19 protein-coding genes are annotated in these 25,968 nt (G+C 66.9%); 10 read left to right on the plus strand and 9 right to left on the minus strand.

What is annotated here, in order from left to right; translation table 11 throughout:
* Positions 1–2 precede the first annotated feature (2 nt).
* From pelG to GRX31_RS03045, 7 genes are read right to left on the minus strand one after another with little or no spacing between them, the layout of a single operon-like run.
* Entirely contained in the window at positions 3–1,376 is a 1,374-nt protein-coding gene (gene pelG, locus GRX31_RS03015; RefSeq protein WP_016445572.1) for an exopolysaccharide Pel transporter PelG, read from the minus strand.
* On the minus strand, positions 1,376–2,932 hold the full coding sequence (gene pelF, locus GRX31_RS03020) for a GT4 family glycosyltransferase PelF (RefSeq protein WP_016445571.1): 1,557 nt from the start codon (positions 2,930–2,932) through the stop codon (positions 1,376–1,378). Before pelF ends, pelG begins: the two co-directional genes overlap by 1 nt.
* The gene (locus GRX31_RS03025) at positions 2,929–3,951 is read right to left on the minus strand and encodes a hypothetical protein (protein WP_160851396.1); all 1,023 of its coding nucleotides are present in this window, start codon (positions 3,949–3,951) and stop codon (positions 2,929–2,931) included. The genes pelF and GRX31_RS03025 overlap by 4 nt, the downstream gene beginning before the upstream one ends.
* A complete protein-coding gene (locus GRX31_RS03030; RefSeq protein WP_016445569.1) occupies positions 3,944–5,323 on the minus strand; it encodes a PelD GGDEF domain-containing protein in 1,380 nt (459 codons plus the stop codon). The genes GRX31_RS03025 and GRX31_RS03030 overlap by 8 nt, the downstream gene beginning before the upstream one ends.
* Before the next feature lie 22 nt (positions 5,324–5,345).
* Positions 5,346–5,897 (minus strand): hypothetical protein, encoded by a 552-nt coding sequence (locus GRX31_RS03035; RefSeq protein WP_016445568.1) that lies wholly within the window; start codon positions 5,895–5,897, stop codon positions 5,346–5,348.
* Between the two features lie 25 nt (positions 5,898–5,922).
* Positions 5,923–9,771, minus strand: a complete 3,849-nt coding sequence (locus tag GRX31_RS03040; RefSeq protein ID WP_160851398.1) for a tetratricopeptide repeat protein — start codon at positions 9,769–9,771, stop codon at positions 5,923–5,925.
* On the minus strand, positions 9,737–12,556 hold the full coding sequence (locus tag GRX31_RS03045; protein ID WP_160851401.1) for a bifunctional glycoside hydrolase 114/ polysaccharide deacetylase family protein: 2,820 nt from the start codon (positions 12,554–12,556) through the stop codon (positions 9,737–9,739). Before GRX31_RS03045 ends, GRX31_RS03040 begins: the two co-directional genes overlap by 35 nt.
* A 234-nt stretch (positions 12,557–12,790) precedes the next feature.
* Between GRX31_RS03045 and galE the strand changes: the two genes are divergently transcribed.
* The 10 genes from galE to tatC all read left to right on the plus strand — a co-directional run bounded on the left by galE (position 12,791) and on the right by tatC (position 19,465).
* Positions 12,791–13,801 carry a UDP-glucose 4-epimerase GalE gene (gene galE, locus GRX31_RS03050; protein WP_160851403.1) on the plus strand — a complete coding sequence of 337 codons (1,011 nt, stop codon included), beginning with the start codon at positions 12,791–12,793 and terminating at the stop codon, positions 13,799–13,801.
* Positions 13,802–13,877: 76 nt separating this feature from the next.
* Positions 13,878–14,678, plus strand: a complete 801-nt coding sequence (hisF, locus tag GRX31_RS03055; RefSeq protein ID WP_017406260.1) for an imidazole glycerol phosphate synthase subunit HisF — start codon at positions 13,878–13,880, stop codon at positions 14,676–14,678.
* A gap of 244 nt (positions 14,679–14,922) precedes the next feature.
* Positions 14,923–15,321, plus strand: a complete 399-nt coding sequence (hisI, locus tag GRX31_RS03060; RefSeq protein ID WP_174538852.1) for a phosphoribosyl-AMP cyclohydrolase — start codon at positions 14,923–14,925, stop codon at positions 15,319–15,321.
* Positions 15,318–15,731, plus strand: a complete 414-nt coding sequence (locus GRX31_RS03065; RefSeq protein WP_047473622.1) for a phosphoribosyl-ATP diphosphatase — start codon at positions 15,318–15,320, stop codon at positions 15,729–15,731. Before hisI ends, GRX31_RS03065 begins: the two co-directional genes overlap by 4 nt.
* Positions 15,728–16,120, plus strand: coding sequence for a DUF4870 family protein (locus GRX31_RS03070; protein ID WP_013800783.1), 393 nt, complete (start codon positions 15,728–15,730; stop codon positions 16,118–16,120). Before GRX31_RS03065 ends, GRX31_RS03070 begins: the two co-directional genes overlap by 4 nt.
* A 19-nt stretch (positions 16,121–16,139) precedes the next feature.
* Entirely contained in the window at positions 16,140–17,171 is a 1,032-nt protein-coding gene (locus tag GRX31_RS03075; RefSeq protein WP_046239365.1) for a patatin-like phospholipase family protein, read from the plus strand.
* 42 nt (positions 17,172–17,213) lie between these two features.
* Complete coding sequence (locus tag GRX31_RS03080) at positions 17,214–17,576, plus strand: histidine triad nucleotide-binding protein (protein WP_016445561.1); 363 nt, start codon at positions 17,214–17,216, stop codon at positions 17,574–17,576.
* Between the two features lie 155 nt (positions 17,577–17,731).
* Positions 17,732–17,971, plus strand: a complete 240-nt coding sequence (gene tatA / locus GRX31_RS03085) for a Sec-independent protein translocase subunit TatA (RefSeq protein ID WP_016445560.1) — start codon at positions 17,732–17,734, stop codon at positions 17,969–17,971.
* A 21-nt stretch (positions 17,972–17,992) separates the two neighbouring features.
* Complete coding sequence (gene tatB, locus GRX31_RS03090; RefSeq protein WP_016445559.1) at positions 17,993–18,490, plus strand: Sec-independent protein translocase protein TatB; 498 nt, start codon at positions 17,993–17,995, stop codon at positions 18,488–18,490.
* A 150-nt stretch (positions 18,491–18,640) separates the two neighbouring features.
* Positions 18,641–19,465 carry a twin-arginine translocase subunit TatC gene (gene tatC, locus GRX31_RS03095; protein WP_017406166.1) on the plus strand — a complete coding sequence of 275 codons (825 nt, stop codon included), beginning with the start codon at positions 18,641–18,643 and terminating at the stop codon, positions 19,463–19,465.
* Between the two features lie 210 nt (positions 19,466–19,675).
* Here tatC and GRX31_RS03100 read toward each other — a convergent pair whose 3' ends face one another.
* Positions 19,676–21,151: a glutamate synthase subunit beta gene (locus GRX31_RS03100; protein ID WP_016445557.1), complete on the minus strand. Its 1,476-nt coding sequence runs from the start codon at positions 21,149–21,151 to the stop codon at positions 19,676–19,678.
* Positions 21,152–21,220: 69 nt separating this feature from the next.
* Entirely contained in the window at positions 21,221–25,951 is a 4,731-nt protein-coding gene (locus GRX31_RS03105; protein ID WP_016445556.1) for a glutamate synthase-related protein, read from the minus strand.
* Between the last annotated feature and the right edge of the window lie 17 nt (positions 25,952–25,968).

The following is a 25,968-nucleotide window of genomic DNA, read 5'->3' on the forward strand; positions in this document are numbered from 1 at the left end:
GGTCACTGGAGCATGAAGGTCTTGTACTCGAGCCGGTTGAGTTCGCGCGAGAGCATGAACAGGCCCACGCACAGCGTCACCAGCATGGCCAGGCAAAAGCCGTAGCCATAGAACGCGGCGCCCAGCGCCAGCGAAATGCCCGTGAAGGCGATGTTCAGCACCACCAGCAGCAGGCACAGCATGAAGACGATGCGCCGCTCGTCCAGATAGAAGAACACGTTGAGCACGGCCATCACGCCCACCTGCAGCCCGGCGCCGACCACCTGCACATGCAGCAGCGGCAGGTACAGCTGGGAGATGCCCAGCAACTGCAGGATGGCCGGCCCGGCCACCAGGGTGACGAGGACGGCCAGCGTCTGCACCTTGGCGATCTCGCCCAGGCCCGCCTGGATGGCGTAGACCATTTCGTTGCGCATGGACTCGATGTACTCGAGCGATCCGCCGCCGCGCACGGCATCGAAGAACTTGTCGTAGTACTCGACGAAGTCGGTCTCGATGCGCACCAGAAAGACCGCCATGCCCGGAATGATGGACAGGTAGGACAGGAACACCGGCAGGTCGTAGATCAGCGAGGCCCTGAGCCCGCCGATGATCTGCTGCGAGGTCGGCGGGTAGTACCAGAACATGAACTTGTCGATCCAGATGCCCAGGTTGTAGAGCACGCCGATGGCGATCAGCGCCGGAAAGATCAGCGAGCGTTGCGTGAAGTCGAAGGCGATCCAGCGCTTTTGCAGCGGAAAGCTGCGCAGCACGATCAGCCACATGCCGGCCAGCAGCAGCACGTGGCCGATCACGAAGCTGGCCAGCAGCCCTTCCAGCCCCCAGTACCGCAGCGGCAGCGCCAGCAGCACGATGAGCAGGTAGGTGGCGCCGAACAGCCCGGCAATGGCCCGGTAGTGCTTGAGGCCCGACAGCAGCACGGTCATGACCCAGACCACGCACATCAGCGTGAAGCCGGCCAGCATCAGCACGCGGTACAGCAGGCCCTGGCCCGGCAGCACCACGAAAAGCGCCAGCGTGCCCAGCGCGCTGGCAGTGGCCACCACGACCAGCAGCAGGCCATGCAGGTTGGGCAGGATGCTCTCGTCCTTCTTGAGGAACAGCTGGTCCGAGACAAAGCGCGTGAATGCCAGCTGCGCCGCCCCGGTCAGGATCAGGCTGCTGGCCACCAGGTAGGTAACCGAGGTCTGGAACTGCGTGACCAGCAGCGGCGGCGCCACCACGCTGACGCTGAACACCCCCACCAGCAGGATGCCGATGATGGAGAACACCCACGGCCCCGAGCCGATCACGCCCGCATAGGCGTAGGCCTGGAGCACGCTGGTCAGCGTGTTCTTGCGCAGCAGGTGGCGCAGTTCGAATCCAATGCCGGCCATCAGTGTTTTTCCTCGGACTGTTGCAGCGCCCTGTCATAGACCTGCCTGTAGCGCTCGAACAGCAGCCGGTCGGAGTAGTAGCGCTCCACGCGCGCAATCCCGGCCGCGCTGGCGGCCTGCCATTGCCCGGGCGATGCCAGCAGCTCCAGGCAGGCATCGGCCAGTGCCTCGGGGTTGGCAATGCCGACCACGCGCCCGCACGAGCCCAGGGCCTGGTCCTCGGGCCCCAGCCCGTCGATGAGCTGGCGGCACGAGCCCACGTCGGTGCTGACCACGGGCACGCCGGCGGCCTGTGCTTCGAGAATCACCAGGGGCAGCGCCTCGCTGATGGACGACAGCACGACCACGCCCACCTTGGGCAGCAACTCCTCCACCTTCTGCATGCCCAGAAAGCGGACGTTGGCCTGCAGGCCCAGGCTGTCCACAAGGTTCTGGCATTCATCGGCATAGGCCGGGTCTTCGGCCGTGGGGCCGGCCACCCAGGCCTGGGCCTGGGGCATCCGGTTGACCACGCGGCGCATGGCGCGGATGAAGGTCTTGATGTCCTTGATGGGCACCACGCGGCCGATCAGGCACAGCACGGGCGGCGTCTCGGCCGGCCGCTGGGCGCGCAGCGGCGCAAAGCGCTCTATGCGGATGCCGTTGGGAATGCTGACCGTGCGCTCTGCCGCCGCGCCATCGGCCACCTGGCGCAGGCGGTTGTTCTCGTACAGCGCAATGATGGGGTCGGCCGCGCCATAGCAAAAGCGCCCCATCCAGTCGAAAAAGCGGATCCACATCTGCCGGAAGAACGACACCTCCATGGGGTCGCGCTGGAAGATGTTGCGGTTATCGCGTATCCAGGTGCTCTGCAGCAGGTCGATCTGCCGTTCCTTGGTGTAGATGCCATGCTCGGACAGCACCAGCGGCAGGCCGCGCGAATGGTGCAGCAGCCCCCCCAGAAACCCCGCATAGCCCGTGGAGACCGTATGCAGCACGCGCACCGGAATCAGCCCGTGGGCGATGCGCGCCATCAGCCACAGCGGCTGCAGCATGATGCGCACGGTCCAGAAGAAGTCCACGAACGATGGATCGGTGCAGTGGCGCCGGTAGCTGTCGCGGATCAGGTCCCAGGCGAATTCGCTGTGAAGGAAATCCTCCAGCGGCAGGCTGCCGCCGGGCTGCAGTTCCAGCGCAATCGAGCGCATGGCCGCCAGCACCTTGGCCCGGCTTTCGGCACTGCCGTCATGCGCCTCCAGCGCTTGCAGGAACTCCCGGGCCTTGGCCAGGGCTTCGGGATGGCCGCGCGAGGGCGCTGGCTGGATGTTGGAGTGCAGGGCGTCAAAGAGGAAATGCTGCTCGAAGTGCACCACGTTGGGCGGCAACGCGTAGCGGAAATCGCCATAGTCCTCGCGCCGGCTTCCCAGGAAGACGATGGCGAAGCGGTGCTCGGGATAGGCCTGCAGGATCTGGTTGACCCAGCTGGACACGCCGCCGCTGACATAGGGAAACGTGCCCTCCAGCAGCAGCGCGATGTCCGCACTGGCCGCCGTGGGGAACTGGCTCGCACGGCTCATGAGGCACTCCAGTAGCGGATGCTGGGCTTCAGGCGCGGCAGGGCATGCTCGATGTCCAGCGATCGCATCAGCGCCTGCGCCTTGGCGAACTCGCGCCGCTCGAACAGCAGCTCGGCCTGGTAGGGCACGACGCGCGCGGGCTCCATGCCCAGCGCCAGCGAGCGCTCGTAGCAGGCCAACGACTCCACCTGCCTGCCCTGCAGATGCAACAGCCGGCCACGGCGCAACAGCAGCAGCGCGTTGTCGGGCCGCTGGGTCAGCACCAGGTCGCAGTAGTGCAGGGATTGCTGGATGGCGTGGTCACGCACATCGCCCTGCGCCACGCCCTGGTAGACCAGCTCCGCATACAGGTCGGTGAGCGCCCGAGCCGCCTGCAGTCCGCGCGGCCCGCAGGGCGCATCGCCCTCGGACTGGCGGGCATGCTCGAACAGCTGAAGCTCCTGGTGGATGGTCTTGCTGATCTCGCGCTCCTTGGCGTCCAGCATGCTGTAGGCCAGCAGGCGCAGGTCCTCGCTGGAATCGCCCAGCGCCGTGCGCAGCATGGGCGAGGCAATGCGCCCCGGCACGCTGCCCAGCGCCACCATGGCCCGCATGCGCGAGGCGACGGGCACATTGGGATTGGCCAGGAAGGACTGCAGGCCCGCCTGGCGGCGGCCGGTTCCGGACTGCTGGTGCGGGTCGAAATCGGGCAGGGGCATCACCGGAAAGCGCTGGCCACCGCGCGGGCCGCGCTGCGTGTGCAGCGCAATGGTGGCCACGACGGCGCCCAGGATGCCGGCCACCGGCACGGCATAGGCAAACAGCCCCATCAGCGCCACCAGGGCCAGGCGCTGGCGCACCGACCTGGCCGAGGTGGCCAGGAACGGCGCCAGGCACAGCGCCAGCAGGCCGCTGGCCAATCCATGGGCCATGAGATAGCCCAGCAGGGCGGCGTCCGACTGGCTGCGCAGCAGCCACAGGCTGCTCCAGGAGGCGATTTCCGCGGCCAGCGCGCCCAGGGCCAGCTTGAGGTTAAGCATGGCCCTGCCCCATCTGGTGCAGCCGCTCCAGCACGCTGATGGCCGAACAGCGGTCCAGCAAGATGGTGCGCGGGAAGATGCCCGCATCGGCCAGCGAGGCCACGCCGCGCTGGGCCAGCCAGGCCTCGATGCGGTTCAGGTAGCCCTCGGCCGTGGCGTTGGTGCCCAGCGGCATGAAGATGGCCAGCAGTTGCCGGCCATCGCGCTCCTGCAGCCAGGAGCGGTCCAGCATGCGCTCCAGCCGCATGATCTGCTGGGCCATCTGCGCCTGGACGGCCGACGGCGACAGCTCCAGCGCCACCACCACGCTGCTCAGGCGCGCGCTGCGGTTCACATGCTCCATGCGCTGCACCTCGAAGGCGAAGTGCGGCGGGCAGTCGGGATAGGCCTGCAGCAGCGGTGCGGCCAGGCTGTTGGCGGCCACGCTGTCGGTGTAGTAGCCCAGCAGCAGGTTGATGGTCTGCAGCGCTTCTTCCTGCAGTGCGAAGAAAGGCATTTCCTCGACCAGCAGCAGGCCGTAGATCTCGCCTTCCAGGTCCAGCATGGGCGCCACGACGATGTACTGCGTCTGCTGGCCTTGCGCCATGCTTTGCGAGATATGGCACAGCACATGGCTGTCCAGCGCCTGGCGCACCAGCGGGTCATGGACATGGATGGGCCGCTCGCCGCCCAGCTGGGCAATGGGCGTGGGGTCCAGCACATCGTTGCGCACGGGCACCAGGCTGGCCACGCTGATCTGGCTGAAGCGCGCCAGCAGGTTGAGCAGGCTTTGCGCATCGCCCTCGGCGCCGCTGAGGCCGCTGAGCACGTTGATGGCGTCGCGCATGGACACGGGACGGCCTATGAGCTCCTGCTCGAGGCGGTCATGCGACAGGCGCAGCAGGTAATGCTGGCGGATCAGCTGCTCGGTGCGCTGGTCCATGTAGTTCTGCGCCGTGCGCGCACGGCGTATGCGCGCGCGCCACAGGCTGGAGATCTCGCCCACGACCATGACCAGGATCAGGCCGCCCAGGAAATACTGTTCGGGAAACAGCGACAGATCCCGCTGGTTGACGCCCAGCCATGCCAGCAGCAGCACACCGGACGCCGACAGGCCGGCAACGGGCCCGTAGCGCAGGGCCACGACCACGGGCGCCAGCCAGGCCCAGGGAAACTCCGCCTCCACCCACAGGGGATTGGCGGGGTTGGCCCACATGCCGACCAACAGGGCCAGCAACGGCAAAAGCAGCGTCTCTCCCACCACCACCCAGGGCTTGGCGCTTGTCTGCACAAGCAGGCCCAGGGGCGAACCCCTGAATTCCGCGGCAATGCCGGCTCGGCGCGGTGCATCGGGATGCGGTGCCGCCTTGGGCGTGGTGGCTTGGTCTGGCATGGAAAATCGTTCCTCGATGCGCTTATCGGGCGTTGGCCAGGCCCGTGCCCAGCAGATTGCGGATCAGCTTCTGGCCCACGGCGGCCAGGGCCTCGCGGCTCCAGCCGCTTTGCGCGCCCGCGCCGCTCCACACGGTGGCGCCGGTGCCCACGTCCACGATCTCCAGCGTCACGCCCACGGCCGGTTCGCCATCCACTCCGACCTTGTAGCGCCATTCGTCCACCGCGCCCGTCAGCGCATAGCGCACGCCTTCGCCGCGCGCCCAGGCCAGGGCGTCCTCGCGGCGCTTGGCGTCGCGGCCGTCGAACAGCGTCTCCTGCAGCGCATCGCCCGTGTAGCGCTTGACCTGGCCCACGCCGCGCGCATTGATCAGCGCCGTGGCGATGGCGGCGGCGCGGTTGCCGGCCATGGGTGTCTCGGTGTGGTTCTCGAAGGGCAGCACGGCCCAGCTGGCGTTCGTCTCCAGCGCGGGCGCCGTGCCCCGGTCGATGGTCGAGCAGGCAGACAGCAGGCCGACAAGGGCCATACCCGTGAGCACGCGAAGGCGGGAGGCAAAAGAAGTGCGGTGTGTCATGGAAAGGCTCCTTGAAGTCTTCGGATCAGTAGTGGAGGCGGTAGGTGAGCAACAGCTCGCGGGTATTGCCCACGGTGTTGATGCCCGACTTGGACAGGTTCAGGCCCAGCGCGAGGTGGTCCGCGCCGAACAGGCTGGTGGCCAGGCCCATGCCCAGCTCGTAGCCCGCGCCGTTGATGCTGTGGTGCGTCAGGGCCAGGCTGGCATAGGGCCGCAGCGCGCGCGTGTATTGCTGCTCGTAGCCCGTGTTGAACATCATCTGCAGGCCCGAGAAGCGGAAGCTGCGCGGCAACAGATAGTCGATGGTGGGATCGTTGAACGCAGGCAGGTAGCCCAGGATGGCCGCATCCCTGCCCTGCAGCAGCGCCGGGTCGGTGCGGCTGTAGCGGTGCCAGGAGGTGAAGGCGCCGAACTGCAGGGTGGGTGCCTCGCTGCGATAGGTGTGCAGGTATTGCAGCATCGCATGGTTGCCGGAGCCCACGCGGGCGCCGCTTTGCACGCGGTAGCGCTCCGATGCCAGCTCCAGCGTGATCTGGTCCAGGCGCGAGAGCTGGTAGCTGCTGCCCAGCGACACGCGGTCCTTCATGCCGCCCATGCGCATGGCCAGCGTTTCCTGCGTGGCCAGGTGCCGGCCCAGCGATGCCTGCAGGCTCCAGCGGCTGTCCACGTTGTAGGTCTGCGTGAACTGCATCGGCGTGTAGCTCTCCAGGCTTTCGCGCCGGCCCAGCATGAACTCGCTGGAGGCCGACTGCGTCTTGCGCGTCAGGCGCAGGCCGATGCCCCGCTCCTGGGAGGGTCCGCGCACCAGGGTGCTTTTGCTGACCGTGCGGCGCACGTCCTCGGCATCCAGGTCCAGCGCCCAGCGGGGGTTGAGACCCACATGCCAGCGCAGCCGCGAGACCTGCTCGTCGATGGCGTCCATGCGGCGATTGCGCAACTGCAGGCCGCCGTAGTCGCTGAAGGCCAGCAACTGCTCGGTCAGCCCCAGGTGCAGGGGATCGTCGTCGGGCTGGTAGGCCATGCTCTCGAAGCCCGCGGTCTGCGCCAGCCGCACATCGCCCACCATGGCCGCCGCGTTGATGCGGTCGTAGCGCGGCAGTGCCTCGTCATGGCGCTGCAGCAGTTGCCCGGCCTGGGCCACATCCTTTTCCGCCAGGGCCACCGTGATCTCGGCCCACAGCGGTGCGCTGGCACTCTTGCTGCGGCTGCGCGCGTACTGCTGCCAAAGGTAGCCGCGCTCGGCCTGGTATTCGCCGCGCTCCTGCAGCCAGGCGATGGCCAGCTCGGCCGCAGCAGCGGAATGCTCGCGGCGCCCGCCTTCCAGGTCCATGCGCAGCAGCTCGCGCATCAGGGCGAATTCGGCATCGCCCTGGGTATGAAAGAGCATGAGCCGGCTGCGGGCCTGGCGCTGGACCTCGTCCAGGCCCTCGGCGGTCAGCCAGCGGCGGGCCGCATCGGCCGAAGGGCCCTGCTGCGCACGCGTGCGCGCCTTCTCGCGCTGCCACAGCTGCTGCCTCAGGTTCCAGGCCTGGTCCGCCTGCTGGTTCTGCTCCAGCGCGTCCGCGTACTGCATCATCCACAGGAAGTCGTCGGCATGCTCCGTGCGGTGCGGCTTCAGATACCGCTCCAGCGCAACGGCCGGGCGCGACAGCGTCATGTAGGCCGCCGCCAGGGCGCCGTGCATGTCGGCATCACGTGCCCACACGGGCTCGGCCGCCGCCAGCAGCAGCTTGAGGGCCGCCGCGTTCTGCGTGTCGATCAGCAGCCACATCAGGCCCTGGCGCAGCGGCGTGGAGCCGGGGTCCAGCGCCAGGCCCTTCTCGAAGGCTTCCATGGCCTTTTTCGGCTGCGCAGTGCGCTGGTAGTAGGCGCCCAGGATCTGGAAGAAGGTGGGCTGGCCCATCAGGCGCTTGAGCAAGGCCGGGTCGGCCATGATGCGCTCGACCTGGCGGCCGATCTGCGTCCAGTCCTCCTGGTCCTCCAGCAGGTAGAAGGCCTGTGTCAGATGGCGCACGTCCTGGAACTGCTCCCAGGCATGCAGGGACATCTGGGCCGCCTCGCGCCGGTCGGTGCGCTGCAGCAGGCGGATCACTTCGTCGTAGTCGCTGATGCCGGCGTGCGGCGTCTGCAGCAGGCGGCGGTAGGCCTTGAGCGTCAGCGCCTCCTGGCGCTGGTCCTGGGCCAGGTCGCCCAGCAGGCGCCAGTACTCGCCTTCGTCCTGCATGCCGGCCGGAACGCGCGTCTGTGCGTCTTCCAGCCAGCGCAGGCCCAGCGCCGGCTCGCCCTGCAGCAGCGCGAGCACGGCGGCGGGCATGACATGGGCCGGCGTGCGCTGCTCGGGATCGTTGAGCACGCGCTTCCATGCCTGCAGCGCCAGCGGCGAACGGCCTGCGCGCTCGGCCAGCTGGGCCAGCAGAATCTGCGACTGCGGCGTGCTGCCGTGCTTTTGCAGATAGTCGATGGCCGCGCCCGGCTCGGCCTGGCGCTCATAGGCCTGGACCAGCGCCTGCAGCAGCGCGGCATCCTGGGGACGGCGGCTCAACTGGTGGCGCAGGCCGGCAATCAGGGCGCGGTCGTCGAACAGGCCCGGCGCCAGGCGCATCACCGTCTTCCAGGCATCTTCACGGCCCGTGTTCTGCGCAATGACCAGCCAGTTGTCCAGGGCCTGCTGCTGCTGCCCCATCCATTCGGACACCTGGGCCAGGCGCTCGCGCCAGGCCATGTCCTGCGGCGCCTGGCGCACGGCGGCCGTGGCCACGCGCCAGGCATCTTCCAGGTTGCGGTTTTCGAGGAACACCTCGTAGCCCAGCTGGTAGGTCTTGTCGTCAAAGGGCAGGCCCGGCGGCGGCTTGCGTGCGGGGTCGGCCGTGCGCAGCATGCGCCAGCCCGGGGCGGTCCAGGCCACGGGCTGCAGTGCCCAGGCGCCGTCGTCGGCCACTGTGGACGCTAAGGCCGGGCCTGCTCCCGAAGCGCCTGCCACCTGCACCTGCCATTGCTGCAGCAGGGACAGCTGCAGCAGCCGCTTGGCATAGCGCTCGGCCTCGGCCCGGTTGCCGGCCGCACGCGCCAGGCCGATGAGCCTTCGCAGCGTTTCCGGGTCGCTGCCCAACAGTTCTTCCTGCTGGCGCGCCAGCGCCAGCGCTTCGCTGGCACGGTTGCCGGACTGCAGCACCTGCAGGGCCTGCCAGAGATAGGCGCGCGACTGCTGGACGTCCTCGGTCGTGGCGCTGGCCTGACGCAGCAGCCGGGCCGATTCCTCGTACAGGGACATGCCCAGCGCCTGCCGCGCAGCGGACTCATAGACCTGCGCCTTGCGCGCGGGATCGGCCTGGCGCTCTGCCACGTCGTCGTAGATGCCCAGGGCCAGCGGTGCGTCCTTGAGTACCAGCGCCGAAGAGGCCAGGTACAGCGCCTGCTCCTGGGTCAGACCCGCCAGCGGGACCTCCTTGAGCGCCTGCATCACCTGGAGCGCCAGGGCATCGGCCTGCCCTCCGGCGCGATGGTCCTGCTTTTGCGCCTCCAGATAGTTCTGGTAGGCGGCCTGCCAGCGCTCCCAGGCCTGGACGGCGGCGCTGGGCAGCGCCTGCTTGGCTGCCTCTTCGCGCGCCAGCTTGATGGCTTTCAGGCGCTCCTCCTTGGCCTTGAGCAGGGCGCGCAGGTTTTCATTGCCCGGGTCGCTCTTGAGCAGGTTGCTCAGGTAGTTGTAGGACAGCTCGGAATCATCTCCGGTGACGGAGAGCCGGCGCTCCAGATCCTGCTTGGGAAACAGCATCCACAGGGCGCCGCCGATCAGTACCGCCAGCAGCACGATCAGCCAGAAGGGAACCGTGACGGGGCGCTCAGAGCCCCAGGCATTGCGCTTGGAGTTCAACACTGTGATGGGTACTTCTGAAGGAACGGAGGTTGGAGCTGCCCGTATCGGCACCCGCCACGGCAATGAGGGGATTGGCGGCGTTCAGGGAACTCAGCGCACAGCCGGACGGCAGGTGCATGCGCAGCTCCAGCGGCACATGGCCCTGCAGGGTGAAGCGCACGCCGCCATCGGCCTGGGGCAGCCATTGCGTGAGCCGGGCATTGGCATCCACCAGATAGGGGCGCGCCGCGGAGGCGGCCGCGCCTGCGGCATCCTGCGGCACCAGGTATCCGGCGCCGCCGGCCAGGTGAAGGTAGTTTCCGTCCGTGCCCTTGGCATAGCCGGCGATGCCGCGGCTGGCAGCCATGGACGGCAGGGCCATGCCGGGCGGCATGCGCAGCGTGCGCAACTGGCCCGGGCCCCGCAGGCGCCAGCCCTGCGCGTCGCGGCCGATGGCGAATTCGTAGAAATCCTGCACCTTGCGGATGTACTCGGAGCTGTAGACCGGGTTCAGCCGCTGCGCCAGCGCCCACTGGTAGACCTTTTGCAGGGCCTTGATGCTGGCCTGCTTGCTGGCGGAGTAGGAGTGGTAGTAGATGTCCACGGCCTTCATGCGCCGGGGCGCGTCGGTCATCTCGAAGGTTTCGATGACGCGCTCGAAGCCGTAGAACGGCCCGTGCCAGAGGTTGGTGTAGATGTTCTCGTTGGTGACGGGCGCATAGATCTGCAGATGGCCGCCCTTGCGCAGGCCCCAGCTGCGCACCTCCGTCAGCGAGGGATTGCTGCGCGTGATGGCCGTGTCGCCGCCATTCATGTTGAGCAGTCCCGCCGCGTCGGAGATGGCCAGGGCCTCGGCGCTGGGCGCCGTGTTGCCGGTCCACAGGAACACGTCCACCGGCTTGCCGGGCGGCGCCAGGCGCTTGCGGATGTAGTCGACCGAGCCATTGATCTCCCGGTTCATGTCCATCTGGTAGCCGGGGATGTGGAGGTTGAGGTTCACTTCCTTGCTGTCATCCCCGTCGGGCGCTGCCCCGGGCTCCCAGAAGAAGGGATGGGAATAGGAATGGCTGGCGATCTCGACATGGGGCATGGCGAAGATGCGCTTGGCAATGCCCTCCAGCTGGTCGGCCCATTGCGGATACAGGCCCTGCGGCGAGACTTCGGCCTCGATGACCGAGATGGTGTGCGGAATCCTGTAGCGCTCCAGGATCTCGCGGCGCAGCACCTCGCCCGCGAAGGGCGTGCCCGGCAGCTCGGCCTTGGAAGGAAAGCCGTCCCCGTCCACATGGGCCAGCAGCAGGCGGCGGCCGTTCTCGGTGGTGACGTCGGGCACCGGAAAGTCCTGCAGGCGCAGCGCCTCGCGCAACAGCGCGAAGGGGTCGATCACCCAGCGCGACTGGTCGGTGCCCGGCATGCCCACCACCACATAGGGCATGAGTGCAAAGCCGCCCCAGGGCGTGATGGCGGCCGACACGAAGCGGCGCCCCCGCTTGTCGTCGAAGGACAGCAACTCGCGGCTGCCCCTGGCCATCTGCGGCGTGAACTCCCAGCCTTCGTAATCGTGCGCTGGCTCGGCCGGCTGTATCTCGAAACCCATGACCGGCGCTTTTTCGGCGCGCCGCAGCGGGAACACGGGTGCCGCTTCCGTGCTGCGCGTGCCCAGGGCGGCCGACGTGGTGCGGTCCTGTGACAGGCCCAGCGTATTGAGCACCAGCAGCGGCATGCCCTGCTGCACCTGGTTGGCCAGCCACTGCCGCACGCTTTTGGCCCGCATCTCGGGCACCGCGCCGCCGAACCAGCTCACCACGCCGGCATAGCGGTCGCGCGACACGCCTTCGGGCAGGGGCTCGCGCACATCGGCGTAGTCGGCGACGTAGCCCATGTAGTTCAGGGGCATTTCCAGGAAGCGGTGCGCCGATGCGCCGTTGATGGACGGATAGTCGGCACCGTTGTAGAGAATCAACACCCTGCGCGCCACCGCCTCCACCTGGCCTATGCCCAGGGTCTGCAGCCCGGCATCGGAAACCCAGGGGATGATGCCCAGCTGCGCAATGCGGCGGGCGGTCTCGCGCGTGGCGTCGCGGTCATGCGGGGCCACGTAGTCGATGGACAGCACCGGCAGGCGGTCGCGCTCGCGGATGGTCTGCAGTTGCTGCAGCAGCCATTCGCGGTCTTTCTCGGGCACGCTCACATAGCGCTTGAGGCTGGCATCCCAGCCCCGCAACAGCGACTCGGCCGCCACCATCTGTACCTTGTCCCTCACGCGCGGCACGATCTCGAAGCCCCGGTTCAGGATCAGGCGGATGCCGGGATAGCGCTGGTGCAGCGTCTCGATGACGCGCACCAGGCCGTCCTGCTGGGCCTTTTCGTCGAAATTCGCGGCCAGGCGGTAGGAGTCCAGCGTGTCCAGGAAGAAGCCGCGAAAGCCCTGCTTCCACAGCGGCGCGATCACCTCGTCGGCAAAGAAGGCGGGCCACTGCGCGGGTGTCTGGTCCAGGACGATGGACTGCCAGGCGCCGTTGCGCGCCATCTTCCAGGCCTCGGGAATCTTGCCGAAGTAGGCGCGCTCGGGCAGCACCTCGGCCACGGAAGCGTAGGCATACAGCTCGCTGCCCGGGGCCTGCTTGCGGAACCGGACCGGGTCATAGCCATGGCCCGGCTCCACGACGGCAATGTCGTAGAGGCTCAATTCACTGAGCGATGCCTTGTTCCCGTAATAGACAGCCACCGCGGGTTCGGCAGCCTGCACCACCCAGCCGCACAGCAACCCCCAGCAGACCAGGCAGCTTCGCAGGAAACCGTTCATGGCCTTCTCCTCAGGGCGTGGTGATGCCCCATCAATTCATAGTTTTTATGCATCAAATTTCTTAACAATTTGATGAAAGCTATCGTCAATCCGACGAAAAGCGGGCCGAGCATAACGTTGTTTGTCTACAAATGTGTTTTCTCCCTACTTTTGTGCTCAGCCCACTTGAACCCGGGGAGAAGCTGGGTTATTGCGATACTAGGCACGCCAAAAAATCACCAATGAGAGGTATTCATGATCCTGGTCACAGGCGGCGCCGGCTTCATCGGCTCCCACACCTGCGTGGAGCTGGCCGCCGCAGGCGAGCCCTACCTGATCTACGACAACTTCAGCAACAGCAGCCCCGATGTGCTCGACCGCATGGAACGCATCACGGGCCGGCGCCCGCTGTGCGTCGAGGGCGACGTGCGCGACCGCGCCGCGCTGGACCGGCTGTTTGCCGAGCACTCCATCCGCGAGGTGATCCACTTCGCCGCACTCAAGGCCGTGGGCGAATCCGTGGCCCAGCCACTGCGCTACTACGAACACAACGTGGGCGGCACGGTCGCCCTGCTGCAGGCCATGCAGGCGGCGGGCGTGCACAGCCTGGTGTTCTCCTCCTCGGCCACGGTCTACGGCGACCCGGCCAGCCTGCCGATCCGCGAGGATTTCCCGCTGTCTGCCACCAACCCCTACGGCCGCAGCAAGCTGTGGATCGAGGAAATGCTGGCCGACCTGGACCGCGCCGAGCCCGGCCAGTGGCGCCTGGCACGGCTGCGCTACTTCAATCCCGTGGGCGCCCATGAAAGCGGCCTGATCGGGGAGGACCCGCGCGACATCCCCAACAACCTCATGCCCTATGTGTCGCAGGTCGCCATCGGCCAGCGCCAGCAGCTCAGTGTCTATGGGGATGACTACGCCACGCCGGACGGCACGGGCGTGCGTGACTACATCCACGTCACCGACCTGGCGCGCGGCCACCTAGCGGCGCTGCGCCATCTGCGTGAACAGCAAGGCCTGCTGACGGTGAACCTGGGCACGGGGCGCCCGGTCTCGGTGCTGGAGATGGTCAAGGCCTTCGAGCGCGCCAGCGGCCGCCCCGTGCCCTACCAGATCGTGGCGCGCCGCCCCGGCGACGTGGCCCAGTGCTGGGCCGACCCCGCCGAGGCCGAGCGCCTGCTGGGCTGGAAGGCCATGCTGGACCTGGACCGCATGTGCGAGGACGCATGGCGCTGGCAAAGCCAGGCCGCAGGTCTCAAGCGCTGAACCCCGCAGCGCCTGCGGACGCCGAGGGCGTGGTATCTTTTCGCCCTTGTTTCACGCCCTAGCCACGAGTCTGCCCATGCTTGCCAAACGCATCATCCCCTGTCTTGACGTCACGGGAGGGCGCGTCGTCAAAGGCGTGAACTTCGTGGAGCTGCGCGATGCGGGCGACCCGGTGGAGATCGCCGCGCGCTACAACGCCCAGGGCGCGGACGAGCTGACCTTCCTGGACATCACGGCCACCAGCGATGGCCGAGACCTGATCCTGCCCATCATCGAATCGGTGGCCAGCCAGGTCTTCATTCCGCTGACCGTGGGCGGTGGCGTGCGCACCGTCGAGGACGTGCGCCGCCTGCTCAACGCGGGCGCCGACAAGACCAGCTTCAACTCGGCCGCCATCGCCAATCCCGATGTGATCAATGCCGCCTCCGACAAGTACGGCGCGCAGTGCATCGTCGTGGCCATCGACGCCAAGCGCCGCACCGCCGAAGACGAGCAGCGCATCGGCACCGACGGCCGCGCCGCCGGCCCCGGCTGGGATGTCTACAGCCACGGCGGACGCAAGAACACCGGCCTGGACGCCGTGCAGTGGGCCGCCGAGATGGCGCGCCGCGGCGCGGGCGAGATCCTGCTGACCAGCATGGACCGCGACGGCACCAAGTCCGGGTTCGACCTGAAGCTCACGCGCGCCGTCAGCGACGCCGTGCCCGTGCCCGTGATCGCCTCCGGCGGCGTGGGCTCGCTGGACGACCTGGCCGATGGCGTGACCCTGGGCGGCGCCGACGCCGTGCTGGCCGCCAGCATCTTCCACTATGGCGAATTCACCGTGGGCCAGGCCAAGCAGCGCATGGCCGAGCGCGGCGTGCCCGTGCGCCTCTGATACGGCGCGTCGGTGGACTCCTTCATTTCAGTTTTCCATGGCGCTCGCGCCGCCCACAACCCATGAAACCGGCGCGGCCCAAGGGACCAGGGACAGCGAGCAAGGGCCGCCCCGCAGCAAGGCTGTCGTCTCCCTCCCGCGCAGCGAGAGAGGGGGAAGGCGCGAAGCGACTCAGGGGGTGTATTTTCAATCCAGGCAATTCCTGACAATGCTGTCACAGGGATTCCAACCCAGGATATTCACAATGCAGGCAATGAACTGGCTAGATCAAGTCAAATGGGATGCGCAGGGCCTGGTGCCCGTGATCGCGCAGGAAAAGGACACGGGCGACGTGCTGATGTTCGCCTGGATGAACCGCGAGGCCCTGGCCAAGACGGCCGAGCTGGGCCGCGCCGTCTACTTCAGCCGCTCGCGCAACAAGCTGTGGTTCAAGGGCGAGGAATCGGGCCACGTGCAGACCGTGCACGAGGTGCGCATCGACTGCGACAACGACGTGGTCCTGCTCAAGATCACCCAGACCGGCCACGAGCCCGGCATTGCCTGCCACACGGGGCGCCACAGCTGCTTCTACAGCGTGCTGCGCGATGGCCAGTGGCAGGCCGTCGATCCGGTCTTGAAAGACCCCGAATCGATCTACAAATGAATTCCACGAACATGAACGACACCACAAGCACTTCCTCGCAGGACGCCCTGGCGCGCCTGGCCGCCGTCATCGAAAGCCGCAAGCCCGCCAACGGCGGCGACCCCGACAAGAGCTACGTCGCCCGCCTGCTGCACAAGGGCCCGGATGCCTTTTTGAAGAAGATCGGCGAAGAGGCCACCGAAGTGGTCATGGCCGCCAAGGACGCAGACCATGGCGGGGACGCCGGCAAAATCCTCTACGAAGTGGCCGATCTGTGGTTCCATAGCATGATCGCCCTGGCCCACTATGGCCTGACGCCCGCCCAGGTCGTTGCCGAGCTGGAGCGCCGCGAAGGCACCAGCGGCATCGAGGAAAAGGCGCTGCGCAAGGCCCAGGAACGTGATGTGAACGAGAAAGGACCGCTGCCATGAATGACGATTACATCGAAGTCCGTGCCCTGGACCAGTCCCGCATCGAAGGCCTCAAGGCCTGGGGCTGGGTCAGCTACCTGCTGCACCTGGTGGTGGCCGTGGCCGCCGTCGTGCCCGGCGCCCAGCCCAGCATCGCGCTGCTGGTGATCGCCCTGATCATCGACCTGGTCAAGCGCGGCGACGCCGAAGGCAGCTGGATGGCCAACCATTTCTCGTGGCGCATCCGCAGCGTGATCTGGGCCGGCATCCTGTACCTGGTCACGGCACCGCTGTGGCTGCTGTTCTTCGTGCCCGGCTGGATCGCCTGGACGGTGATCTCCATCTGGTTCCTGTACCGCATCGTGCGCGGCATGGTCGCCATGAACCGCAACCAGGCCGTGGACCGCTGAAGCCGCCGGCCCGCCCGCCATGTCCTTCACCCCGACCTGCAAGATCAACCTCGCCCTGCAGGGCGGGGGCTCGCACGGCGCCCTGACCTGGGGCGTGCTGGACGCACTGCTGGAAGACGGCAGCCTTGTCTTCGACGGCATCAGCGGCACCAGCGCCGGCGCCATGAATGCCGTGGCCCTGGCACAGGGCTTTGCCCAGGCCGCGCGCCAGGAAAGCGATCCTGTGGCCGCCCAGGCGCTGGGCGCCCAATTGGCCCGCGCCTCGCTGACCGAACTGTGGGAAGGCGTGGGCACCATGGGCAGCCTGATGTGGGGCGCGCCATTGCCGGGCAGCCCCTTCATGGGCGTGCTCAACCAGTTCTTCTCGCCCTACCAGACCAACCCGCTGGACATCAACCCGCTGCGCAAGCTGCTCGAACGGGTCGTGGATTTCGAGGCGCTGACGCGTCCGCCCGTGGAGGGCGTGGTGCCCAAGGTCTTTGTCTGCGCCACCAATGTGCGCACGGGCCGGGGAAGCATCTTCTCGGGCAGAAGGCTCAGTGCCGACGCGGTCATGGCCTCGGCCTGCCTGCCCCAGCTGTTCAAGGCCGTGGAAATCGATGGCGAGCCTTACTGGGACGGCGGTTTCTCGGGCAATCCCGCCCTGTATCCCCTGATCTACGGCACGGCGTCCAGCGACATCCTGCTGGTGCAGATCAATCCCATCGAGCACACCGACCTGCCCAACACGGCGGCCGACATCATGGACCGCATGAACGAGGTCACCTTCAACGCCGGCCTGCTGTCCGAGCTGCGCGCCATCGAATTCGTCAAGCGCCTGCTGGAGCAGGGCAAGCTGGACCCGGCACGCTACAAAAAGGTGCTGCTGCACCGCGTGGACGGCGGCGCGGTGCTCAAGGGCTACGGCGCCTCGACCAAGACGCGCTCGGACATGCGTTTCGTGCGCGAGCTGTTCGAACTGGGGCGCGAGCAGGGACAGCACTGGCTCCAGCAGCACCGCAGCGACATCGGCGTGCGCCAGACACTGCACATCAACGACAATTCACCCTGATTTTTCGATCCACCGCCAGCTTCCCAGGACTCCCGTAGCGCCATGCACGACCACGACCCGAACTGCCTGTTTTGCCGCATCATCAAAGGCGAGATCCCTTCCCGCAAGGTCTATGAGGACGATGAAGTCTTCGCCTTCCACGACATCCATCCCGGCGCGCCCATCCACTTTCTGATGGTGCCCAAGAAGCACATCCCCTCCATGGCCCAGGTCCAGGCCGACGACGCTGCGCTGCTGGGCCGCATGATGGTGCTGGCGCCCCGCCTGGCCGCCGAGCAAGGCTGCAATCCGTATCCCGATGGCGGTTTCCGTCTGGTGGTCAACACCGGCACCGAGGGCGGACAGGAAGTCCACCATCTGCACATCCATGTCATGGGCGGCCCCCGCCCCTGGCTGAAGGGCTGAAGCCTTTGCTGGACGCAGGCTTGCGCGCAAGATGGCCCGCCTCTTGCTTGCGACTTCTGCGTACATGCGCCGGCCGAACGGCTTTTGTGGGGCCTTGCGAACTGCCGCCATGGCCCGGCGTCTAAAATGATCTGCAATTCTTAGGAGAGATTCTCATGGGCTCGTTTTCCATCTGGCATTGGCTGATCGTCCTGGCCATCGTGGTTCTGGTGTTCGGAACCAAGAAGCTGAAGAACATCGGTTCCGACCTTGGCGGCGCCGTCAAGGGCTTCAAGGACGGTGTGAAGGACGGCTCGACCTCCACCGACACCCCCGCAGCTGCCCCTGGCCAGGTTGCAGGCCAGACAGCCACCGACAAGGCCACCATCGACGTCGAAGCCAAGCAAAAGAGCTGATGGTCCGCACGCCAAGCCTCCATGTTTGATATCGGTCTGTCCAAGATGGCGCTGATCGGCGCCGTGGCTCTCGTGGTCATCGGCCCCGAGAAGCTGCCGCGCGTGGCGCGCACCGTCGGTACCCTGCTGGGCAAGGCCCAGCGCTACGTCTCCGATGTGAAGGCCGAGGTCAACCGTTCGATGGAACTCGACGAGTTGCGCAAGATGAAGGACACGGTGGAAGGCGCGGCGCGTGACGTCGAGCAGTCCATCCACACTTCGGCCGCCAATTTCGAGAAGGACTGGAACGAGTCCACGGCATCGCTCAACGGCACGTCTTCCTCGTACGACTCCTCTTCCTACGATTCAGGCAGCGATACGTACAGCGCCGTGGCGCCGGCCTACCGCCACCCGGGCAAGAACTGGCGCCTCAAGCGTGCCGCCGTGCCCCAGTGGTACAAGGCCCGTGCCGGCGTGCGCACCAAGGCGCAGTCGGGCGCGGCGCGCGTGGCGCGCTTTCGTCCCCAGAAGTCCCGCTGAAGATGCTGGCGCGCAGCGGGCCACGAGGCAACCGGCCCAGCCTCTGCCACCCGGGCACCCGCCAACGCCCCACCCTGCCCGATCCGTCGGGCTTTCTGCTTTTCATACCAGGTCCGTGGACGCCCTTGCGGCCCGCCGCGGTTTCGCACCATGTCCGACATTCCACCTAAAGACGACGAGCTGGCAGGCACCGAGCAGCCTTTCGTCCAGCACCTGATGGAGCTGCGCGACCGCCTGCTCTACTGCATCTACGGCATCGGTCTGGCGATCGCCGTGCTGGCCATATGGCCCGGCCCCAACGGGCTCATCGACTTCATCGCCCACCCGATCAAGGCCCACATGCCGCCCGATGCCAAGCTCATCGCAGTCGGCGTGTTCACCCCCTTCTTCGTGCCGCTCAAGGTACTGATGATGGTGGGCATCTTGGCCGTGCTGCCCTGGATCATGTACCAGATGTGGGCCTTCGTGGCGCCCGGCCTGTACAGCCATGAAAAGCGCTTTGCGCTGCCGCTGATCATCTTCGGCAGCCTGCTGGCCTATATCGGCATCGCCTTCGTGCAGTTCTTCGTGCTCGACAAGATGTTCGCCTTCATCCAGGGCTTCACCCCGGACAGCGTGGCGGCCACGCCGGACATTGCATCGTATGTGGAGGCCATCCTGTCGCTGTACCTGGCCTTTGGCCTGGCCTTCCAGGTGCCCATCGTGGTCATGCTGCTGGTGCGCTTCGGCCTGGTGGACATCGCCAAGCTCAAGTCCTTCCGCGGCTATTTCATCGTGGTGGCCTTCATCATCGCCGCCGTGGTCACGCCGCCCGACGTGATCTCCCAGCTGGCCCTGGCCGTGCCCATGTGCATTCTTTACGAGATCGGCATCCTGGGTGCCGGCTGGTTCAGCCGCGTCTCCAAGGCGCCGGAAGAAGAAGCCGAACCCGGCACCGCAGTGGACAAGCCCGCAGAGGATAAACCCTCCCCCTGAGTCGCTTCGCGCCTTCCCCCAGAGGGGGACGACACCCTCGGTGCGGGGCGGCGCGGCCGGCCCAGGCCCTTCCTCGGTGTCCCTCGCTTTAGGGCGCGCCAGTTTCAAGGGCCTACGCTGAAACACGAGGAATTTGTAATAAAAAGCCCTTGGTTCATCACCAAGGGCTTTTTCTTTGTCTATGGCCAAGCCCCTTCCGGGGTTGGCATCTCACCGAGGCAGGTCGGACGTGCCCATGAGGAACTCGTCAATGGAGCGAGCGGCCTGGCGGCCTTCGCGGATGGCCCAGACCACCAGGGACTGGCCGCGGCGCACATCGCCGGCGGCGAAGAGCTTGGGCACGCTGGTGGCGTAGCCGCCCGTGAAGTCGGTGGTGGCCTTGGCGTTGCCGCGTGCGTCCTTGTCCACGCCAAAGGCATCGAGCACGGCCTGCACGGGGCTGACGAAGCCCATGGCCAGCAGCACCAGGTCGGCCTTGAGCACCTGCTCGCTGCCGGGCACCTCGACCATCTTGCCGTCCTTCATTTCGATGCGCACGGTCTTGACGGCCGTGACTTGGCCCTTCTCGCCGATGAACTCCTTGGTGGCGATGGCGAACTCGCGCTCGCAGCCTTCCTCGTGGCTGGAGCTGGTGCGCAGCTTGATCGGCCAGTAGGGCCAGACCAGGGGCTTGTTCTCCTGCTCGGGCGGCATGGGCATCAGCTCGAACTGGGTCACGCTGACGGCGCCGTGGCGGTTGCTGGTGCCCACGCAGTCGGAGCCCGTGTCTCCGCCACCGATGACGATGACATGCTTGCCATCGGCACGCAGCTGGCCCTTGAGCTTGTCGCCGGCGTTGACCTTGTTTTGCTGCGGCAGGAACTCCATGGCGAAATGGATGCCCTTGAGTTCGCGGCCGGGCACGGGCAGGTCGCGCGACTGCTCGGCACCGCCGGTCAGCAGCACGGCATCGAACTCGGCCATGAGCTGCTCGGGGCTGACGGTTTCCTTGGCCCAGTTGGTGACCTTGGAGTCTTCGCCCAGGCCGTCCTTGCCCGCCACCAGCACGCCGGTACGGATCTTGACGCCTTCGGCCACGAGCTGCTCGACGCGGCGGTCGATGTGCGACTTCTCCATCTTGAAGTCGGGAATGCCGTAGCGCAGCAGGCCGCCGACGCGGTCGTTCTTCTCGAACAGCGTCACATCGTGGCCGGCGCGGGCCAGCTGCTGCGAGGCCGCCAGGCCTGCGGGGCCGGCGCCGACCACGGCCACCTTCTTGCCGGTCTTGCGGCTGCTGGGCAGCGGCTTGACCCAGCCTTCGGCCCAGGCACGGTCGATGATGGCGTGCTCGATGGACTTGATGCCCACGGCGTCGTCGTTGATGTTCAGGGTGCAGGCGGCCTCGCAGGGGGCGGGGCAGATGCGGCCGGTGAACTCGGGGAAGTTGTTGGTGCTGTGCAGCACGGCGCTGGCGCTCTTCCAGCCGCCGTGGAAGACCAGGTCGTTGAAGTCCGGAATGATGTTGTTGACCGGGCAGCCGTTGTTGCAGAACGGCGTGCCGCAGTCCATGCAGCGCGCGCCCTGGATCTTGGCCTGGCTGTCATCGAGGCCGATGACGAATTCCTTGTAGTGCTTCACGCGCTCGGCGACGGGCGCATAGCCCTCCTCGAGGCGCTCATATTCCATGAAGCCGGTGGTCTTTCCCATGATTCGTTGTCCTGATGTGTGGGGTGCAGGGATGGATGCGGGCTGCTGCCCGCATCCTTCGCTTCCTTGTTATTTGGCGGCCACCGCCTCCTTGGCGTGTTCCTCGACCTCGGGCGTGGCGGGCTCTTCCATCACCTGGCGCTCGTACATCTCGGACAGGGCACGCTTGTACTCGCTGGGGAAGACCTTGACGAACTTGGAGCGGGCTGCCGCCCAGTTGTCCAGCAGATCGCGGGCGCGCTTGGAGCCCGTCCAGCGGCTGTGCGCCTCGATCAGCGCGCGCAGCTGGCGCTCGTCGGTTTCGCGGCGGTGCCAGACGGCGGGCGAGACCTGGGCCAGGTGCTCGTCGTGGGGCAGCACCTGGTCCAGCGAGACGGACGCCTTGTTGCAGCGCTCGGCGAAGCGGCCATCCTCGTCATACACATAGGCCACGCCGCCGCTCATGCCGGCCGCGAAGTTGCGGCCGGTCTTGCCCAGCACCACCACGGTGCCGCCGGTCATGTATTCGCAGCCGTGGTCGCCCACGCCTTCGACCACGGCGGTGGCGCCAGACAGGCGGACCGCGAAACGCTCGCCGGCCACGCCGCCGAAGAAGGCCTCGCCGCTGGTGGCGCCGAACATCACGGTGTTGCCCACGATGGTGTTGCTGGTGGTATCGCCACGGAACTCATGGCTGGCGTGCACCACCACGCGGCCGCCGGACAGGCCCTTGCCCGTGTAGTCGTTGGCGTCGCCGCGCAGGTTCAGCGTGATGCCGTTGCACAGGAAGGCGCCGAAGGACTGGCCGCCGGTTCCCTCGAAGTGGATGCGGATGGTGTCATCGGGCAGTCCTTCGGGATGCACGCGCGTCACGGCACCGGAGAGCATGGCGCCCACGGAGCGGTTGACGTTGCGCGCCACTTCCATGATGCGCACACGCTCGCCGTTCTCGATGGCGGGCTTGCAGCGCTCGATGAGCTTCACGTCCAGCGCCTTGTCCAGCAGGTGGTCCTGCTTTTCGACATGGAAGCGCGCCACGTCTGCGGGCACTTCGGGCTGGGCGAACAGGCGCGAGAAGTCCAGGCCCTGGGCCTTCCAGTGCTGCAGGCCCTTGCGGGTGTCCAGCAGGTCGGAGCGGCCGATCAGGTCGTCGAACTTCGCCACGCCGAGCTGGGCCATGATCTGGCGCACTTCCTCGGCGATGAAGAAGAAGTAGTTCACCACATGCTCGGGCTTGCCCGAGAACTTGGCGCGCAGCACCGGGTCCTGCGTGGCCACGCCCACGGGGCAGGTGTTCAGGTGGCACTTGCGCATCATGATGCAGCCCTCGACGACCAGGGGCGCCGTGGCGAAGCCGAACTCGTCGGCGCCCAGCAGCGCGCCGATGACGACGTCGCGGCCGGTCTTCATCTGGCCGTCGGCCTGCACGCGGATGCGGCCGCGCAGGCGGTTGAGCACCAGGGTCTGCTGGGTCTCGGCCAGGCCGATTTCCCAGGGCGAGCCCGCATGCTTGATGGACGACCAGGGCGATGCGCCCGTGCCGCCGTCATGGCCTGCGATGACCACGTGGTCGCTCTTGCACTTGGCCACGCCGGCCGCGATGGTGCCCACGCCCACTTCGGACACGAGCTTGACCGAGATGTCGGCGTGCGGCGCCACGTTCTTCAGGTCGTGGATCAGCTGGGCCAGATCCTCGATGGAGTAGATGTCGTGGTGGGGCGGGGGCGAGATCAGACCGACGCCGGGCACGGAGTGGCGCAGTTTGCCGATGTAGTCGGACACCTTGCCGCCGGGCAGCTGGCCGCCCTCGCCGGGCTTGGCGCCCTGGGCCATCTTGATCTGCACCTGGTCCGAGGACGACAGGTACTCGGCCGTGACGCCGAAGCGGCCCGATGCCACCTGCTTGATCCTGGAGCGCAGCGAGTCGCCGTCCTGCAGCTCGATGTCGGCCTCGACCTTGTCGGCGCCGATGATGGAGCCCAGGGTCTCGCCCTTCCTGATCGGGATGCCCTTGAGCTCGTTGCGGTAGCGCTGGGGATCTTCCCCGCCTTCGCCGGTGTTGCTCTTGCCGCCGATGCGGTTCATGGCCACTGCCAGCGTGGCATGGGCCTCGGTGCTGATGGAGCCCAGCGACATGGCGCCCGTGGCAAAGCGCTTGACGATCTCCTTGGCCGACTCGACCTGGTCCAGCGGGATGGCCTTGGCCGGGTCGAACTTGAACTCGAACAGGCCGCGCAGCGTCATGTGGCGCTTGCTCTGGTCGTTGATCAGCTGGGCGTATTCCTTGTACGTGCTCCAGTTGTTGGAGCGCGTGGAATGCTGCAGCTTGGCGATGGCGTCGGGCGACCACATGTGCTCTTCGCCACGGGCGCGCCAGGCGTATTCGCCACCGGCGTCCAGCATGGTCTCCAGCACGGGATCGTCACCGAAGGCCGCGCGGTGGTTGCGGATGGTTTCCTCGGCGATCTCGAAGACGCCGATGCCCTCGACGCGGCTGGCCGTGCCGGTGAAGTACTTGTCCACGGTGTCGCTGTTCAGGCCGATCACCTCGAACAGCTGGGCGCCGCAATAGGACATGTAGGTGGACACGCCCATCTTGGACATGATCTTGGACAGGCCCTTGCCGATGGCCTTGACGTAGTTGTAGATGGCCTTGTCGGCCGACAGGTCACCGCCCAGCTCCTTGTGCATGTCGGCCAGGGTTTCCATGGCCAGGTAGGGGTGCACGGCCTCGGCGCCGTAGCCTGCCAGCACGGCGAAGTGGTGCACTTCGCGCGCCGTGCCCGTCTCCACGACCAGGCCGGCCGTGGTGCGCAGGCCCTCGCGCACCAGGTGCTGGTGGATGGCCGACAGCGCCAGCAGCGCGGGGATGGCCACCTGGGTGGCGCTCACATGGCGGTCGCTGATGATCAGGATGTTGGCGCCGCCCTTGATGGCGTCCACGGCCTGCGCGCACAGCGATGCCAGCTTGGCTTCCACGCCCTGCTTGCCCCAGGACAGCGGGTAGGTGATGTCGATCGTTGCGCTCTTGAACTTGCCCTGCGTGTGGCGTTCGATGTCGCGCAGCTTGGCCATGTCGGCGAAGTCCAGCACGGGCTGGTGCACTTCCAGGCGCATGGGCGGGTTGACCTGGTTGATGTCCAGCAGGTTGGGCTTGGGTCCGATGAAGGACACCAGCGACATCACGATGGCTTCGCGGATGGGGTCGATCGGCGGGTTGGTCACCTGCGCGAACATCTGGCGGAAGTAGTTGTACAGCGGCTTGTTCTTGTCCGACAGCACGGCCAGCGGGCTGTCGTTGCCCATGGAGCCGATGCCTTCCTCGCCGTTCTTGGCCATGGGGGCCAGCAGGAACTTGATGTCTTCCTGCGTGAAGCCGAAGGCCTGCTGGCGCTCGAGCAGCGGCAGGCTGGCGGCCTCGGGGCCGGCATGGGTGTCACCGCCCACGCTGCCCAGCTTGATGCGCAGGTTCTCGATCCACTGCTTGTAGGGCTTGGTGTTGACGATGTTGGCCTTGAGCTCGTCGTCCTCGATCAGGCGGCCCTGCTCCAGGTCGATCAGCAGCATCTTGCCGGGCTGCAGGCGCCACTTGCGCACGATGGCGCTGTCGGGCACGGGCAGCACGCCGGCTTCGGACGCCAGGATGACCAGGTCGTCATCGGTGATCACGTAGCGCGAGGGGCGCAGGCCGTTGCGGTCCAGCGTGGCGCCGATCTGGCGGCCGTCGGTGAACACGATGGAGGCCGGGCCGTCCCAGGGCTCCATCATGGCGGCGTGGTATTCATAGAAGGCGCGGCGGCGCTCGTCCATGGACTCGTGCTGTTCCCAGGGCTCGGGAATCATCATCATCACGGCCTGGCTGATGGGGTAGCCGGCCATGGTCAGCAGTTCCAGGCAGTTGTCGAACGTTGCCGTGTCGGACTGGCCGGCGAAGCTGATGGGATAGAGCTTCTTGAGGTCCTCGGCCAGCACGGGCGAGGCCATCACGCCCTCGCGCGCCAGCATCCAGTTGTAGTTGCCGCGCACGGTGTTGATTTCACCGTTGTGGGCCACGTAGCGGTAGGGGTGGGCCAGCGGCCACTCGGGGAAGGTGTTGGTCGAAAAGCGCTGGTGCACCAGGCCGATGGCCGAGACGCAGCGCTCGTCGGACAGGTCGTTGTAGTACACGCCCACCTGGTCGGCCAGCAGCAGGCCCTTGTAGACCACGGTGCGGCTGCTCATGCTGGGAACGTAGTATTCCTTGCTGTGCTTGAGCTTGAGGTTCTGGATGGCGGCGCTGGCCGTCTTGCGGATCACGTACAGCTTGCGCTCCAGCGCGTCCTGCACGATCACGTCCGCGCCGCGGCCGATGAAGACCTGGCGCAGGATGGGTTCCTTTTCCTGGACCGTGGGCGACATGGGCATGTCGCGGTTCACGGGCACATCGCGCCAGCCCAGCAGGACCTGGCCTTCGGCCTTGATGGCGCGTTCCATCTCCTGCTCGCAGGCCAGGCGCGAGGCGTGTTCCTTGGGCAGGAAGATCATGCCCACGCCGTACTCGCCCGCGGGCGGCAGGGCCACGCCCTGCTTTGCCATCTCTTCGCGGTAGAGCTGGTCGGGAATCTGGATCAGAATGCCCGCGCCATCGCCCATGAGCTTGTCGGCACCCACGGCACCGCGATGGTCGATGTTTTCGAGGATCTTGAGCGCGCCGGTGACGATGTCATGGCGCTTGACGCCCTTGATATGTGCAACAAAGCCGAGGCCGCAGGCGTCGTGCTCGTTGCTCTTGGAGTACAGACCGTGGTCTTGGAGATGCTTGATCTCGGCAGCCGTCGTCATGGCGGAATCCTCAAATT

The sequence above is a fragment of the Delftia sp. CH05 genome (assembly GCF_009827015.1).
Classification (GTDB): domain Bacteria; phylum Pseudomonadota; class Gammaproteobacteria; order Burkholderiales; family Burkholderiaceae_C; genus Comamonas; species Comamonas tsuruhatensis.